Origin of the sequence: Arthrobacter sp. TB 23 (assembly GCF_000294595.1) — a bacterium.
Taxonomy (GTDB): domain Bacteria; phylum Actinomycetota; class Actinomycetes; order Actinomycetales; family Micrococcaceae; genus Arthrobacter_D.
The window spans coordinates 36,788-51,448 of the sequence record NZ_ALPM01000034.1 but is presented as its reverse complement, the minus strand read 5'-3'; the positions used below and the strand labels follow the sequence as shown (position 1 = coordinate 51,448).

Annotated in this window: 13 protein-coding genes and 2 pseudogenes (2 of these 15 only partly in view); 8 read left to right on the top strand and 7 right to left on the bottom strand. The window is 63.2% G+C overall.

Annotated features, from left to right (window positions below):
• The 4 genes and pseudogenes from B384_RS21385 to B384_RS0104320 form a co-directional block, all read left to right on the top strand.
• Positions 1-95, top strand: partial view of a FadR/GntR family transcriptional regulator gene (locus B384_RS21385; RefSeq protein ID WP_337459683.1) — the final stretch only. 226 nt of this gene lie to the left of the window's left edge; only the last 95 of its 321 coding nucleotides appear in the window; its start codon lies beyond the left edge, outside the window; its stop codon occupies positions 93-95.
• Positions 92-511, top strand: a complete 420-nt coding sequence (locus B384_RS21380) for a FadR/GntR family transcriptional regulator (protein ID WP_337459682.1) — start codon at positions 92-94, stop codon at positions 509-511. Before B384_RS21385 ends, B384_RS21380 begins: the two co-directional genes overlap by 4 nt.
• 109 nt (positions 512-620) lie before the next feature.
• A pseudogene (locus B384_RS20985) lies at positions 621-793 on the top strand (fumarylacetoacetate hydrolase family protein); the annotation flags it as partial.
• 90 nt (positions 794-883) lie between these two features.
• Positions 884-1,393, top strand: coding sequence for a universal stress protein (locus tag B384_RS0104320; protein WP_019481912.1), 510 nt, complete (start codon positions 884-886; stop codon positions 1,391-1,393).
• Between the two features lie 65 nt (positions 1,394-1,458).
• Here B384_RS0104320 and B384_RS0104315 read toward each other — a convergent pair whose 3' ends face one another.
• On the bottom strand, positions 1,459-2,487 hold the full coding sequence (locus B384_RS0104315; protein ID WP_019481911.1) for a 6-phosphofructokinase: 1,029 nt from the start codon (positions 2,485-2,487) through the stop codon (positions 1,459-1,461).
• On the opposite strand from B384_RS0104315, the gene B384_RS19590 reads away from it, so the two are divergent.
• Complete coding sequence (locus B384_RS19590) at positions 2,395-4,743, top strand: hybrid sensor histidine kinase/response regulator transcription factor (protein ID WP_083850827.1); 2,349 nt, start codon at positions 2,395-2,397, stop codon at positions 4,741-4,743. The two genes, B384_RS0104315 and B384_RS19590, sit on opposite strands and share 93 nt — an antisense overlap.
• Here B384_RS19590 and dhaK read toward each other — a convergent pair.
• From dhaK to B384_RS0104290, 4 genes are read right to left on the bottom strand one after another with little or no spacing between them, the layout of a single operon-like run.
• Positions 4,667-5,662 (bottom strand): dihydroxyacetone kinase subunit DhaK, encoded by a 996-nt coding sequence (gene dhaK / locus B384_RS0104305; RefSeq protein WP_019481909.1) that lies wholly within the window; start codon positions 5,660-5,662, stop codon positions 4,667-4,669. The genes B384_RS19590 and dhaK overlap by 77 nt on opposite strands.
• A gap of 44 nt (positions 5,663-5,706) precedes the next feature.
• Positions 5,707-6,345: a dihydroxyacetone kinase subunit DhaL gene (dhaL, locus tag B384_RS0104300; RefSeq protein WP_019481908.1), complete on the bottom strand. Its 639-nt coding sequence runs from the start codon at positions 6,343-6,345 to the stop codon at positions 5,707-5,709.
• A complete protein-coding gene (locus tag B384_RS0104295; RefSeq protein ID WP_019481907.1) occupies positions 6,342-7,136 on the bottom strand; it encodes an HAD-IA family hydrolase in 795 nt (264 codons plus the stop codon). The genes dhaL and B384_RS0104295 overlap by 4 nt, the downstream gene beginning before the upstream one ends.
• 6 nt (positions 7,137-7,142) lie before the next feature.
• A complete protein-coding gene (locus B384_RS0104290; RefSeq protein ID WP_272942561.1) occupies positions 7,143-7,994 on the bottom strand; it encodes a class II fructose-bisphosphate aldolase in 852 nt (283 codons plus the stop codon).
• A gap of 180 nt (positions 7,995-8,174) precedes the next feature.
• Here B384_RS0104290 and B384_RS0104285 point away from each other — a divergent pair, with 180 nt between their 5' ends.
• Positions 8,175-8,612 carry a GlcG/HbpS family heme-binding protein gene (locus tag B384_RS0104285; RefSeq protein WP_019481905.1) on the top strand — a complete coding sequence of 146 codons (438 nt, stop codon included), beginning with the start codon at positions 8,175-8,177 and terminating at the stop codon, positions 8,610-8,612.
• A gap of 325 nt (positions 8,613-8,937) precedes the next feature.
• On the opposite strand, the gene B384_RS0104280 is transcribed toward B384_RS0104285, so the two are convergent.
• Positions 8,938-9,942 (bottom strand): threonine ammonia-lyase, encoded by a 1,005-nt coding sequence (locus tag B384_RS0104280; protein WP_019481904.1) that lies wholly within the window; start codon positions 9,940-9,942, stop codon positions 8,938-8,940.
• A 474-nt stretch (positions 9,943-10,416) separates the two neighbouring features.
• Here B384_RS0104280 and B384_RS0104275 point away from each other — a divergent pair, with 474 nt between their 5' ends.
• Positions 10,417-12,264, top strand: a complete 1,848-nt coding sequence (locus tag B384_RS0104275) for a glycosyl hydrolase family 28-related protein (protein WP_019481903.1) — start codon at positions 10,417-10,419, stop codon at positions 12,262-12,264.
• 31 nt (positions 12,265-12,295) lie between these two features.
• Here the strand turns inward: B384_RS0104275 and B384_RS0104270 are convergent, their stop codons facing one another.
• On the bottom strand, positions 12,296-13,291 hold the full coding sequence (locus tag B384_RS0104270) for a LacI family DNA-binding transcriptional regulator (protein WP_019481902.1): 996 nt from the start codon (positions 13,289-13,291) through the stop codon (positions 12,296-12,298).
• A 114-nt stretch (positions 13,292-13,405) separates the two neighbouring features.
• Here B384_RS0104270 and B384_RS17720 point away from each other — a divergent pair.
• Positions 13,406-14,661, top strand: a pseudogene (locus tag B384_RS17720) (class I SAM-dependent methyltransferase) (it continues 29 nt past the right edge of the window).

The window sequence follows — 14,661 nt, the reverse complement described above, 5'->3', positions numbered from 1 at the left end:
GGTGCTGCCCGCCACTGAGTGGAACCTCTACGACCGCCAGGTCATCAGGTGGCGCCTCGCCTCCCCGGGGCGGGTCGCCCAGCTTCGTTCATTGACCGAGTTGCGCACGGCCGTAGAACCGCAGGCCGCCCGGCTGGCAGCACTGCGGGCGCCGCTGGCCGACGCCAGCGAGCTCATGGGGCTGGCCGGAAAACTGTGGGCCGCCGGGCAGGACGGTGACACTGAACTGTTCCTGACCCTCGACATCCAGTTCCACCGCCTGGTGCTATCCAGCTCCGGGAACGAGATGTTCGGGAAGCTCAACTCCCTCGTCGCCGAGGTGTTGACCGGGCGAACCCACTATGGGCTCATGCCCGAGCACCCGCACGACGAGGCACTGCAACTGCACGTCGACGTCGCCAGCGCCATCCAGCGCGGCAACCCGGTCGATGCCCACCACTCAATGCTCGCCATCATGGAACGTGCCATGACCGAAATGAGCACGCTCTGGGATGAAGCAGCGCACAAGTAGGATCAGCCAAAAGAAACTGATGCGCCGGCCGCGGAGGATTCGCCTCAGCTCGAACACACTGGCTTCCTCAGAGTGGGTGCACCACTGACCGGCGTTGGAGCCGCCCCCGTACATGGCCCTGTACCCGGCAGACCCAGTGATCACCGGCACCCCCGAGGGCGTCGCGCTCTCCGGCCGAGTTCCCTACCTGGCCGCTGGCGACGTCGTCACGATCACATCGAAGGCCTCGGCGAGCTGTTCAGCGTATGGTCGCCGCCCCCGACCACTCCGTATAAGCCTTGAATATTGGCGGCTGTTTCCCTGCTCATAGGGGCTTACGCGGCGTAAAATTGGGGTACCCGGAAGTGGTCCTGCGAGCCAAGGAGAGCTGTGATGGAACGAACCCCAGAGGATCAACATGTAGTGGTGGGCGTCGACGGCTCGGAGCCTTCGATCCTCGCCCTGAGGCTGGCCGCGAAACTCGCCCCGGCCCTTGGCGCTGAGGTCCACGCCGTTGCCTGTTGGGACTATCCAAGGATGTACGAGGAGTACCTCCTCCCCGACATGACCATCTTCGGAAAGGGCGCCCAGAAACGCCTCGATGAGGCTATTCACGAGGCGTTTGGAGACGAGACGCCGCCCGGATTCACCAGCACCATCATCCGCGGTCAGCCGTCGACCGTGCTGGTCGAGGCGGCCGCGAGGGCACAGATGCTGGTGGTCGGCAGGCGGGGTCACGGCGGCCTCCGCGGCCTGCACCTGGGATCCGTGAGCAACGCGTGTGTCGCCCGTGCCGTCTGCCCGGTAGTCGTGGTGCACGACGACGGAAAAGCCGAACCCCACCACCGCTGGCGTGACCGCTACCGCGAGAACCGTCCCCTTGAGCCCTATGACCTGATCTGATCTGGCAGGAACATTAGGTGCCAGAGGCGAACCGTTCCCGCAAACGCGCCGTTCAGACCAACCGATCAGCCGAAAAACGTTGTTGCTTCGTCATAGCGTGACTGCGGGACAGTCTTGAGTTGCGCCACCGACTCTTTTAGGTCTACCCGCACGATGTCAGTGCCACGGAGGGCAACCATGGTGCCCCACGCGCCGTCGTGAACGGCGTCTACTGCTGCCATGCCCAGCCGGGTGGCCAGCACCCGATCTGACGCACTCGGCGCACCACCACGCTGGATGTGCCCGAGAGTTGTGGACCGCGTTTCAATCCCGGTTCGTTGCTCGATGATGGGTGCGAGCCTTTCACCGATACCACCCAGCCTGGGTCGATTGAAGGCATCAAGTCCGCGCTCCGAGTGGGGGTGGTTCATCTCCGCTGAGACAAATCCTTCGGCCACGACCACCAGCGGGGTTCTTCCCCGGTGAAACGGCTTCGCCACCCACTCGCAAATCTCCTCCATGCTGGGCTGCTGTTCCGGGATGAGAATCGCGTGGGCGCTCGTGGCCATGCCCGCGTGTAGCGCGATCCAGCCAACATGGCGTCCCATCACCTCCGCAATCATGCACCGATGATGCGATTCGCCGGTGGTACTCAGCCTGTCGATCGCCTCGGTCGCGATCTGCACCGCAGTGTCGAAGCCAAACGAATAGTCGGTCGCGGACAGGTCGTTATCCACCGTTTTGGGGACACCGATGATCCGCACACCATCATCACTGAGGATTTTCGCGGCGGCGAGGGTTCCCTCACCGCCAATCACAATCAGCGCATCCACCCCGAGGGAACGAAGGTTCGCTTCGATGTGCTGCACGCCGCTGCCATCGCCGAACGGGCTGGTGCGGGAAGTGCCAAGAATAGTTCCGCCCTGTTTGGCAATACCGCGAACGCTCATCCAATCCAGGATGATCGAATTGTTTTCAACCAACCCCCGCCAGCCGTCGATGTAGCCGACGAATTCGTCGCCATGGTTCCGAATCCCCCGGAGCACGCAGGACCGGATCACAGCGTTCAACCCCGGGCAATCTCCGCCGCTGGTCAGAATTCCAATCCGAGCCATTACTCTTCTCCAGCCATCGTTTCGCCCTGTCCGGGACCCTTGTTTTGCCTACCTCAACGCAACCATCAATCCACTGGACCTGCCATGAGGGCTTACCCGCCGTCCCCATGGGGGATAACCAGCACGCATACTGATTTAATGCATAAACCGATGGTGTGCCGCACAGGTGTCCGGTCCCACGGAGATTCAACGCGCATTTCGTCAGAGAGGACGGAAATGACTGATTTCTGGCTGGGGCCTGACCCACTAATGCATGGCACGCTGCAGGTGGATAGCGCGCAAAAGCGGTTGGACACTGTCGCGGAACTGGCGCGTGACCTCGCCGGACGATTTGAGCTTCAACCGCTCCTGGAACGGATCTTGGGGCATGCCGCACTGCTGCTCGGCTGCGAATCGGGTTCCCTCTCCCTAGTCAACGAAGCGAGCGGGACCTACGCCAAAAAAGTCGATTTCGGCGTGGGCTGCCAGGAAGGGCAAACCTTCTCGCTAGAGGAAGGAATCACCGGCCTGGTGGTGCGGGATCGCTCCACAGTGATCCTTCGGACCTACAGTCAAGTGTCGAGGGGCCATATCTCCCCAGAAGATCCCCGGTGGAACTGTGCGGTCATTGGGGTACCCATCCAGTGGGATGCACGCGTCATCGGGACCTGCATCATCTTCGGCGCCGATCCTCAGCGCGTGTTTACTCCCGATGACGCCGCGTTGGCTGAGCTCTTCGCCAGCCACGCAGCGATCGCGTTGAAAAATTCAGAATTGCACGCCATCGCTTCTGAACGCGAGCAGGAGGCCGCCATCGGAGTGGAACGGGAGCGGGCGGTGCGGGACGTTCACGAGACCATCGGCCGGTCCCTGGCCACCCTGCTTCTCAGTCTTGATGATGCGGACAAAGCGGTCCGGCGGGACGGCCTGGAAGCCGCCGCAACCCGGCACATCGGAACCGCCCGTAATATCGCCCATGATGCCCTGGCCGAAACGCGCCGCACAATCCTGGGGATGGGCCCGGCGTCCCTCGCGGGCCGGGACCTCGACGTGGCAGTCGCGGCCGAACTGACCTGGGCCGAATCGATGAGCGCTGCGGAGACGCAACTCACCGTCATCGGGTCTCCCCGCGCGCTTGCCCCGGAGATCGCTCACCAGGCGTTCAAGATCATCCAGGAGGCGCTGGGCAATGTGGTCACACACTCGAGGGCGACGAGCGTTCGGGTGGGATTGGTCTATGAGAGTGATTCGCTAGCTGTCCTGGTGGAAGACAACGGGCGGGGATTTGATCTGGCTACCACCCACGGGGACCACTCAGCCCTGCCCACGGGATGCCTTGGCCTGCATGGGATGACCTCGCGTGCGGTCCATCTGGGAGGTGACCTGCACATCGACACGATGCCCGGGTGGGGTACCAAGGTGAGGGCCACCCTGCCCGACAAGGTGCCGGAGCGGGGCGAGCGCCCCCAGCCGCGGTGGAAGGTGCTGATCGCCAACGACAAACCCCTCATCAGCGCTGGCTTGGTCAGGCTACTACAGATCAGCGAGCCAGCAGTTCAGGTAGCGGCCGAAGTCAGCTCTTCAGGGCAACTGCTGGACGCATACGAACTACTCCGCCCCGACGTCCTGGTGGTTGATCTGGACATGGTCCAGGAAACCGATACGGGACTACTCACGGAGGTCAGGAAACTCGATCCACAGGCCGCCATCGTGGTCCTCACGGATAATCCCACGGTGGACCAGGTGCGGTCAGCCAAACAAGCTGGCGTGCGAGGATTCATCAACCGCAAAGCGGGAGGAGAGGCGATTGCGCGGGTGATCGTCGCGGCTGGTCAGGGGCAGGCGCTGGTGGAGGGCGAGCTTTTCGATTCCCTCATGGCTGCCGCCCCGGAGGACACCACGCTGGACAGTTTCACGGTGCGCGAGCGGCAGGTGCGCGACATGGTGCTACAGGGCATGGCGGACAAACAGATCGCGCGCCAGCTGCAGATCTCCGCAAAGACCGTTGAAAAACACGTTGGATCCCTGCTCCGCAAGACCGGAGCCCGCAACCGGACCATGCTGGTCAGCATGAGCGGCGTCGAGCCGTCCCAGCCCACGCCCGACGTAGGTGCGGCNCCCCGGTATCCGCCGGGGGCCGCACCTAGGATCAAGGTCCGCATCCTGAAATGCGATCCAGATAAACCTCACAACCTGTTGGCTAGAACACCCGCATCGCAATCTCGGCGGGATCGTTCAGCAGCGACTCAATCTCGTCGTCCAGCCGGACGAGCGTGATCGAGGCGCCAGCCATGTCCAATGACGTGCAGTATTCGCCCACATAGCTGCGCCCGACGGTAATTCCCTTGGCGGCCAACTGCTTGTGGGCCTGCCCGTAGAGCAGATACAGCTCGCTGATCGGGGTGCCCCCGAGGCCGTTCACCATCAGGGCCACGCGGTCGCCGTCCTTGAACGGCAGGTCGCTAACCACCGGCTCAAGAATTTCGTCAACGATGTCATTGGCGGGCATCATCTTGGCCCGACGCCGGCCCGGCTCACCGTGGATGCCTACCCCCACCTCGATCTCGTCCTCGCCTAGTTCGAAGAGCGGGCTTCCCTTCGCTGGCGGTGTGCAGGCGGTCAGTGCCACACCCATGGTACGGGTCACCGAGTTCACCTTCTCGCCGATCCGGATCACCTCGTCAAGGTCCGCGCCGCGCTCGGCCGCGGCAGCCACCGCCTTGATCACGAAGAAGTTTCCCGCGACTCCACGCCGGCCGATGGTGTAGGTGGAGTCCTGCACCGAGACGTCGTCGTCAATGAACAGCGTCTTCACGTTCACGCCTTCGGCGGCGGCCATCTCCTGGGCCATGTCGAAGACCATTCTGTCGCCGGTGTAGTTGTTTACCAGCAGCAGCACGCCCTTTGGGGAGGCAAGTAGCTTGGTGGTTTCGAAGACGTAGTCGAACGGCGGCGCAGCGAACACGTCACCCGGGCAGGCGGCGTCGAGCATCCCCTTGCCTACAGCCATCACGTGGGCTGGCTCGTGGCCGGAACCAGATCCCTGAACGATGGACACCCTATTCTCGTTGGGGCTATCGGACCGCATGATGAGGTTGTATTCCGGCACATACCTCAGCGTCTCAGGATTGGCCAGTGCCAATCCCTCGAGCATTTCCGGAACAAACTGCTTGGGATCATTGACAAACTTTTTCATCTGGGCTCCACATCGTTGTGTTGAATTGAAGGTCAAGGAACGGGCTAACGTGCCGCCCATTCGTCGGTCAGTCGTTCGATCATGATGGCTATTGCCACCGCACCGGCGTCGGGCGAGCCGATGCTCCTTTTTCCGCTGTAGCTGGCCCGGCCCCGTCTGGCTTCCAGGGAACTGGTGGCGTCGGCTGCGGCCCGGGCGGTGTCGCAGAAGACTTTGAGGCAGCCGGCGGCGTCAGTTCCCTTGCTGAGTTCGCGTTCCAGCTCGTCGGTCGCCGGGACAATCGCGTCGAGGAGGGTCTTGTCCCCGAGCTCGGCATTTCCCCGCGCCTTGATGCCGTCGGTTGCGCCGCGTAGCATCGCGACGACCGTGGCGCCGTCCATGGTCCCCGACGCCTTTGCTGCGGCGGACGCCCGGAGAAAGGCCGTCCCCCACAGAGGGCCGGAGGTTCCGCCAATTCGGCTGGAGATGGCCAGCGCAATCTGCTGCAGAAAAGTGGCAGGGTCGTCGCGCTTGAAGGTATCCCAGTCGGTCAGGACCTTTTCGAAGCCGCGAGCCAATGAGTAGCCCAGGTCGCCGTCGCCGACGACTGCGTCAAGGTCACCAAATTCCTGCTCCTTCTCCACAGCCGTATGCGCAATGGAGCGGACCACAAATTCGACGTTCTCAAGGTCGGTGGATGTCATGATGCCTCCGGGTGGGTTGTGACGGACGGTGAATCCAGTAGCTGTTGGAGAGTTGAGAGGGAGACGACGTCATCCACCTCAACGCCGAGCGGGCTGGCGAGCACCTCGGCGGCCTCACCAGGGTCCCCGAGCGAAGTGACCACCAGGGACGCCCCGGTGAAATCTTCGGAGCGCGTGAAACTGCTGACGGTGACCGCTGTGCGGAGGCCAGCGGCCACTGCCGCGCGGAGTCCGTTTGAGCTGTCCTCGACCACCACGACGTCGTCGGTGCTGAGGCCGAGGTCCTCAAGTGCGAGCAGATAAATGTCGGGCGCCGGTTTCTTGCGCGGCACCACGTCCCCTGCGAAGACGGCGAAATGGGCGGCGAGCTCCTTCCCGACGGCGTGGGTGAGCACCGCCCGAACCGCGGGTTCCGCGGAGGTGGAGGCGACAGCAAGGCCCCAACCGGCGTCGTGCGCCTCCTGAACCAACCGGGCGATTCCACGCCGTGCGGGCATGACGCCTCCGTCCACCAAATCCGTATAGATGGCGGTTTTGCGTTTGTGCCAGGCGAGAATCGCCGTGTCCTTCGCGTCGTCGTCGTGCAGCCCAAGCTGACTGCTCACGTCGTCGGTGAGAATGCTTCGCATGCGTTCCTTGCCGCCGCCAATCTTCACCTTTTCCGCATAGTCATCGACGCTCCAGTGCACAGGTACCGAAAATTCCTCGAAGGTGCGGTTGAAGGCCGGGAGGTGGCCAAATTGTTCGGTGTCCGCGAGCACACCGTCGCAGTCAAAAATCAAGGTGGGCATGACTGGTTACCTGCCCTTCCCAGCACTGCCGAACTGTTCGGCCAGCTCCTTGACCATGTCGATCACGTCTCCACGGGTGTGCTTGAAGAGCGACGGCGGGTCCCATTTGTTGTTCTGTTCGGCCTGCTTCAGGAAGGTCAGGCTGGACTGCATGAACGTTTCTTTCAATGCCGTGGAGATGTTCACTTTGGCGCAACCCCGGGCGATCAGGTCCTGGAACTGTTCAGGGCTCAGCCCACTTCCGCCGTGCAGGGCAATGGGAATGGAGCGTGCCTGAACAATCTCGGTCACCCGGTTGACGTCCAAAACGGGGGCGGCCTTGTACGTACCGTGGGCGTTGCCGATGGACGGTGCGAAAACATCGATCCCGGTGGCGTCGATAAAGGTTAACGCTGTCTCGAGACTTTGCTGCTTCGACACCTCATCAGAGCCGTGGTCGTCCTCAACGCCGGTGATGGCCTCGATTTCGCCTTCCACCTGGGCGCCGTAACTTCGGGCCTCCCGGACCACTTCGATGGTCTGGCGTTGGTTTTCCTCGACCGGAAGCTCTGATGCGTCAAACAGCACTGAGTTCCAGCCGGCCTTCAGGCACTCGGTCACCACCTCGCGGTCCGGGCAGTGGTCGAGGTGAAGGGTCACCGGCACCTCGATCCCGCGGGTCAGCGACTCCCACATCTCAAACAAGACCCGGGAGCCGATGCTCCGCACGGTCTTCACCGATGTCTGCAGGATCACCGGAGAGTTGCATTCCACAGCTCCCGCGAGCACAGCCTCCATAGTCAAATCATTGAATACGTTTATTGCCGGCACCCCGTAGCGCGCCGAAAATGCCGGATCAACAATATCTTTCAAGGGCACAACACCCACGTCAAACCTCCTTGGTAGGTGGATTACACGGTAGGCGAGAACTCCTGGGCCTGGATATGAGGGAACACCCTCCCCCACATGGGGGTAATCACTACTTGGCAAGCCGACAGATGCCAGCAACGCTGTCCTCAGCACAGAGTTGTGCTGAAAATGTCGAGGAAGAGGAAGCTCATGGCAACTGGAACCGTGTTGGAGACTGTCACCCTGGAAGAGGCCCGCCGCGTGATCGACGCCGCAGCCGAGAAGGCCACAGAGATTGGCCAGCCCATGGATATCGCAGTGGTCGATGCTGGCGGCAACCTGAAGTCGCACGTCCGAATGGACGGCGCGAATATCGGCAGCATCACCATCGCGATCAATAAGGCCTACACCGCAATCGCCTTCCAGTGCGAAACCGGAGTCCTCCAGGACATGACCAGGCACGATGGGCCCATCTTCGGTCTCAGCGACGCCCACGGTGGCCGGCTCGTGGTGTTCCCGGGTGGCATTCCACTCGTGCGGGATGGAAGCATCGTGGGTGCGATCGGCGTGTCCACGGGATCGATTGACCAGGATCAGCAGGTGGCCGAAGCTGGCGCCGCAGCGTTCTCTGCGGTGCCGGTGTTCTGACTCCAGGTGTTCTGACCCCCGGTGTTCTGACGCCCAATGTTCTGACGCCCAATGTTCTGACTCCAGGTGTTCTGACTGCCGGCCGCCTCGCCAGGAGCACCCAGACAAAAGGGCATCCGGGCGAAGGGGTCTCCGGGCAAGGACGCACCCGGGGAAGGTCCCGAAGGGGTAGCCCGAATTAGAACGTGCATGCATCGCATCCAGTGCATGCACTTGGCTGATCAGAGAATGCATGCATCGCATGCAGTGCATGCACTTTTTCTGCACACACCCCTCCCACACCGTCGAGTCAGCGCTGCCGCCTTGGGGGCATCCCGAACGGTGATCAGTTGGCCAGCACCCGCGCCATCAGGGCTGGATCGACGGATCCACCCGACACGACCGCCGCGACCGTTGCACCGCGCGGCGCCAGGTCGTGCATCCAGGCTGCGGTGGCGACGGCGCCGGACGGTTCGGCGACGAGGCGTCCCTCCACCGCGATGTGACGCACCGCCGCAAGAATTTGTCCCTCGGAGACGGTCACGACGTCGTCGACGTAGCGCCGGATGTGTTCCCAGGGGTGGACGCCGACGGCTGGCGTGCGGAGCCCGTCCGCGACCGTGCGGTAGGTGAGGTTGGTGTCCCAGGTGATGCGGCGCTGCTCGCGCAGGCTTTCGGCAGCGTCGGCCGCGAGTTCGGGTTCGACGCCGATCACCTGCACCTCGGGGCGCAGCGACTTGATGGCAGTCGCGATTCCGGAAATGAGTCCGCCACCCGAGATGGGAACGAGGACAACGTCGACGTCGGGTAGTTGCTCGATGAGTTCCAGGCCGACCGTGCCCTGACCGGCGATGATGCGGACGTCGTCGTAGGGCGGTACCTCGACGTAGCCGTGTTCGGCAGCGAGTTCCACGGTGCGGCTGTCCCGTTCAGATGCTGGCACGAGCACCACTTCGGCGCCGAGCGCGCGAACGGCTGCCACCTTGGTGGGCGGGGCGGCGTCAGGCATGATGATGACGGCGTGCAGGTCGAGTCGCTTGGCCAGCCAGGCGACGGCGCGGGCGTGGTTGCCTGAGGACTGGGCGATGATGCCGCGTTCTCGGGACTCATCGAGTACCTGGGAGATGGTGTTGTAGGCGCCGCGGAGTTTGAAGGCGCCGGTCGGCTGCAGGGACTCGGCTTTCAGGTGCAGGATGTCGGACGGTCGGTCCGGATGAGGCAACGCGATGATCGGGGTGCGTAGCACCAGGTCCTGGATTCGGTCGGCGGCGGCTCGGATGTCGTCGAGCGTGACCAGCTGGGTTTCGGTGCCCGAGGTTGGCTTGTCCGCTGTGGCATAGGCGTTATCCATAGGTGGATCCTACGCGGTGGTGTCTACACGGCAAGCGGTTGCCGAATCTGTGGTTATGCTAGGCGGGCTGCCTTTTTTCATGTGGGCGGCATCACACCTGTGGCGACCGAGCGGGTCAAACACATCGGTCCCCTCAAGAAACTGCTGGGTGCCAGCGTTTCCGTCTGGTGTCTTGAGCAAGCCCGTGCCGCAGGCCTAAGAGCCGAGCCTGATCCCAAGCGTTCTTCCCATCTTCTACTGTCCCGGACCTGAACCCACGCGGTTAAGCCTCTGCGGCGCAAACCAAGCTTTGGTCGACCCCGTCATTTCCTTGACTGTAGAGACCGCGTCCGGTTGAATCACTGTACAGACTAGTGACACGAGTCACCAACCCTGTCTGACACCCTCAACGGAGAGAACGGTCAACACATGTCTCCTACGCCTCCCTTTCAAAGTCGAGCCCACCGGCCTTCTGCCACCGGGCGATCACGTCCCATGATCCCCACCCTCCTGGCTGCCGGTCTGACTGCTGCGCTCCTGGTGGCTCCAGGTCCTGCCGCAGTTGCCTCCCCCGCCGACGTGCAGGATAAAAAGTCCAAACATCTGCCCGCCGTGCCGGATCTCGGTCCGAACGTGACGGTTTTCTCGCCCACAATGCCCGTCGAAGACATCCAGGCCACGGTTGATGCTGTCAACGCCCGCCAGATCGACGACGAAATGGGCACCAACCGCCAGTCCCTGCTTTTTCTGCCCGGCACCTATGGCACCGACGAGAAACCACTGCAGTTCAAGGTGGGCTACTACACCGAGGTTGCCGGCCTCGGTGAGTCCCCGACCGATGTCACCATCAACGGCAAGATTGAGGTCTATAACCGCTGTCTTGAGGACAACGGCACCAGCAACTGCATCGCCCTCAACAACTTCTGGCGCACCCTCTCCAACCTGACCCTCCAGGTGAACGGTGCAGGCCAGGACGGGTGCCGTGCAACCGCCAACTTCTGGGCCGTCTCCCAGGCCGTCTCGCTGCGCCGCGTCAACGTCACCGGCGGAACGCTTTCCCTGATGGACTACTGCACTGCCGGGCCGCAATTTGCCAGCGGTGGATACATGGCTGACTCCAAGGCCAACGACATCATCAATGGTTCCCAGCAGCAGTGGTTCACGCGCAACAGCGAAATCGGCTCCTGGTCCAACGGTGTGTGGAATGCCGTGTTTGCCGGTGTCGACGGCGCCCCGGCGGACAGCACCTTCCCCACTCCTCCGTACACCACCCTCGAAACAACCCCGGTCAGCCGCGAGAAGCCTTACCTTTTCGTTGACGACGACGGCGCCTATAACGTGCGGGTACCCTCCGCACAGATCGACTCCAGCGGGATTTCCTGGAAGGACGGAATCACCCCGGGCACCACCATCAAACTGTCCGATTTCTTCGTCGCGGACCCCTCGGACTCTGTCCAGACCATCAACAGCCAGCTCGCACGCGGCAAGCACCTCCTGCTAACCCCCGGGGTGTACGGCATCGACAACACTATTGCGATCAAACGGGCCAACACGGTCGTCCTGGGCATGGGTCATGCAACCCTGACCGCGAAAAACGGGGCGATGCCAATGCGCGTCGCCGACGTGCCCGGCGTCGTGCTGGCCGGTGTGACGATCGACGGTGGAGAGGTCAACTCACCCCTCCTGCTGCAGATCGGCACGAAGAACGGAAACAACAGCAGTAAGAAGAACGACCCGCTGAATCCCACCACCCTGAGTGATGTGTACTTCCGGATCGGCGGACCAAACGTCGGAAAGGCGGACCTCAGCCTTGAGGTCAACAGCGACAATGTCCTCATCGATCACATCTGGGCGTGGCGTGCAGATCACGGTATCGAGGGTACCTTCGGATGGGATGTCAGCACGGGCCGTAACGGTGTGATCATCAACGGTGACAACGTGACCGCCACGGGACTCTTCGTGGAGCATTACCAGGAGTACAACGTCATCTGGAACGGTGAAAACGGCCGGACGGTTTTCTTCCAGAATGAGCTTCCCTATGATCCTCCCAATCAGGAGGCCTGGCAGCACGACGGCGTGCTCGGGTGGGCCGGCTACAAGGTGGCCGACGACGTCACGAAGCACACCCTCTGGGGCGGCGGCTCCTACATTTTCACCAACGTGGATCCGACCATCCACGCAACCCGGGGCTTCGAAGTTCCGGACACAGCCGGTGTGCAGCTGAACCACATCCTCACCGTGAATCTCGGCGCGGGCACCATTGACCACGTCGTCAACAACACCGGGGCCCCGGTCAGCAACGACAACACGGGTATCCCCAGTTACGTGGTGCAGTACCAGTAGGTCCTGGACGGCGGCGCCCGGCTCAGACGAGTCACGCTGAGCCGCGAACCACCAGCACCATCCCGTCACCGGGGAAGGTTGGAGCCTCGTCCTCCGCCTGGTCACCCAGACCGGCGAGGACGAGGCCAGCCAGGTACCGTGCCTGTAGTTCGATGGATTGGGAGATGGTGGTGAGCGGCGGGTCGGCGAGACGGGCAGCCGGCGCGTCGTCAACCCCAACGACTGCCACCTGCGCGGGGCATGCGAGTCCGTGCAGCCGAAGCCCGGCCAGAATGGCGAGCGCGACGTCGTCGTTGTACGCGGCGATACCGGTCACCGGGTCCGGCCCCTCTCGCCAGGTACGCAGCGCTGCAGCGGCCGAGGCTGCCTCAAGGTCTACCGACAGCACTTCCGGCTCGGGCAGGCCGTGGTCCGCGCATTCACGACGGACGCCCTCCAACCGATCCGCTGCGAAATGCTCAACGCGGGAATCGGTGGGCCACGCATACGCGATCCGGTGTTTCCCGGAGGCAATGAGCTGCTGAGCCTGCAACTGTCCGATCCGTATCTGGCTTTCGGAGGGTCGAGACGGCGCCGGTCCCACCGCCTCCCCCTGGGTCCCCAACACCTGAATGCCGGCCTGGCGCATGGCCCGGAGATCGTCGTCGTCGAACGGTGCGAAACCAATCACCGCGCGCGGCGTGACGGCACGCCACAGATCCTGCAGCGGACGGTGTCCGCGGGCGTGGTGCACCAGAACTGAAAGGCCCCGCTCGGCAACTTCATCAGCGAGGTGATCCAGGAGTGTTTCGATCACCGGACCGATGGGCCAGTCCGGAAGAATGCACAGCACCAGGTCGCTGCGCCCGGTCTTCAGCGCCCGCGCTGCAGCCGACGGCGCGTAGCCGAGCCGCTTGGAGGTTTCCAGAACCCTCCGCCGCGTCTCTTCGGAGATACTCACGCCCTCGCGCCCCGTCAGTACATAGCTGACCGTGGTGCGCGAGACGCCGCTCTCGCGAGCCACGTCGGCACTGGTAATCCCCGCCATTCCGCTCTCCTCCGGACCGTAGTCCTGTCTTCCGCCATCCTAATGGCTCATTCCTCGCCGAGCCGCTGGCCGAACTGCCCTAGCCCTCCGGGGAAAACCGGAGTAGACATGGCTATGAGCAAATCACGGGGGGCCGCAGCACTATTGGCCGAGGCGCTGGGGATTGTCTTGGGAACCGAACAGATCCCGCTTCGTCTGCGGGCCTGGGACGGCTCGGAGGCCGGCCCGGCAGAGGCGCCGGTGATTGAGTTCCGGTCCCGGCGAGCACTGCGGCGAATGCTTTGGTCTCCCGGCATGCTGGGTCTAAGCCGGGCCTACGTCGCCGGTGATATCGACGCTCCCGGTGACCTCTACACAAGCTTCACCGCCCTGAGCGCCGTCGGTAAATTCGCCGAACTGGAACCCTTCAGCCCCCTGACCCTCCGCGAGCGCGCCCGGTTGCTGCGCACAGCGATCCGGTTGGGCGCCATTGGCCGCAACCCCACGCCCCCGCCCGAGGAAATCACGATCGACCGGGTCGGACGGAAACACTCCAAGAAACGCGACGCCGTCGCCATCTCCCATCATTACGACGTCGGCAACGACTTCTACGCGCTCGTCCTCGGCCCGTCCATGGTCTACTCCTGCGCGGTCTGGGACTCCCCCGAAACCGGTCTTGACGCGGCTCAGGAGGCGAAACTCGATCTGGTCTGCCGGAAACTCGGCCTGGAACAGGGGATGCGGGTACTCGATGTCGGCTGCGGTTGGGGCAGTTTCGCGCTGCATGCGGCGGAACGCTACGGGGCCGACGTCGTCGGCGTCACCCTGTCCGCCGAACAGGCGGAGCGTGCCCGCAAACGGGTGGCCGAGGCCGGGCTCACCGAGCAGGTGGAGATCCGGGTGCAGGACTACCGCGACGTTGACGACGGCCCTTTCGACGCGATCAGTTCCATCGGCATGTCCGAACATGTGGGGCGCGACCAGATTGCCGGGTATTCGAGCCACCTGTTCGGCCTGCTGCGCCCCGGCGGCCGACTGCTCAATCACGCCATCTCCTGGAATGCCGGTGACACGATGCGCCCGGACCCCGATTCATTCATCCCCAAGTACGTCTTTCCCGACGGCGAGATGCTCAGCCTCACGGTGATGCTCGGCGCCCTGGAGTCAGCGAAGTTCGAGGTGCTCGACGTCGAAGCGTTGCGTCAGCACTACGCGCTCACCCTCCGCGCGTGGGTGCAGAACCTTGAAGATCATTGGGACGAAGCGGTCGGTCTGACAAGCGAGGGTCGGGCCCGGGTGTGGCGCCTCTATATGGCGACCAGCGCACTGGGATTCGAGAACGGGCTGACTGGCGTGAACCAGGTGTTGGTGCAGCGTCCCGGCGGGGCCCA